Here is a 1,189-nt window from a genome sequence, read left to right on the forward strand (position 1 = left end):
CCGCGTGGACGACGCCGCCCACGACCGCGGGTCGCGGGCCTGCCCCCGGTGGCCGGCGGAGGGGTCGGCGCCTATCTCGGCGTGCCCCTGGTGGCCCACGGCCACGTCGTCGGCGCCCTGTGCGTCTACGGTCCGGAGCCGCGCTCGTGGAGCGACGACGAGGTCCGGCTGCTCGAGGTGCTGGCGGCCCCGGTCGTCGCGCAGCTGGAGCTGGCGGCGCTGGAGTCCGAGCACGACGACGAGCGGCTGGTCTGGCAGATGGCCATCGACGCCGGCGGCGTGGGCGCGTTCGACTGGGACCTGGTCAGCGGCGAGCTGCGCTGGGACGAGCGCCTGCTGCGCCTGTTCGGGCTGACCGCCGAGGAGTTCGGCGGCACGATCGAGGCCTTCAACGCGTGCGTCCACCCCGACGACCGAGCCCGGGTGGGGCGCGCGCTGGCCGCGGCCATCACCACGTGCGGCACCTACGAGGCCGAGTACCGGGTCGTGCATCCCGACGGCACCATCCGCTGGGTGGCCGCCCGCGGGCGCGCCCTGCCGGGTCCCGAGGGCACGGCCGTGCGGGCGCTGGGCGTCGCCAGCGACGTGACCTCCGCCCGCGAGGAGGAGGCCTCGGTCACCCGCGTGCTGGAGGCCATGCCCGCGGCGTACTACCACCTGGACGCGCAGTGGCGCTTCACCTACGTGAACGCCCGGGCCGAGCAGATGCTGGGCGCCATCGGCCGTCCGATCGTCGGCGAGGTCGTCTGGGACCTGTTCCCGGCGACCGTGGGCACCGTCTTCGAGCGCTCGTACCGCGACGCCGTCGCGAAGCAGACGCCGGTGACGTTCGAGGCGTACTACCCGCCGCCGCTGGACGGCTGGTACGAGGTGCGGGCCTGGCCGGTCGAGGACGGGCTCGCGGTGTACTTCCTGGACGCGACGCAGCGTCGCGAGGCCCAGCAGACGATGGCCCGCGCCGCCCAGCGCGCCGAGCTGCTCCGCGAGGTGACCGACGCGCTCGTCGACACGCTGGACCCCGAGGACGCGATGTCCCGGTTCGCCCGGCTCGTGGTGCCGGCGCTGGGGGACTGGGTGCGTCGTCACGCTGGCCGAGGAGACGGTGGGCCCCCGACGCGCCGTGGCGTCGCGGCCTGCGCGACGTCGGCTGGTGGCACGCCGACCCGGCGCTGCGCCCGGGACGTGCAGC

Annotated in this window: 1 protein-coding gene; it reads left to right on the forward strand. The window is 75.8% G+C overall.

The window, feature by feature from the left end:
* Positions 1-81: 81 nt before the first annotated feature.
* On the forward strand, positions 82-1,189 hold a 1,108-nt coding region (locus AC2W7G_RS16815; protein ID WP_485869447.1), incomplete at its 3' end, for a GAF domain-containing protein.

The organism is Aeromicrobium sp. PFPM2_SD2, from assembly GCF_057364525.1.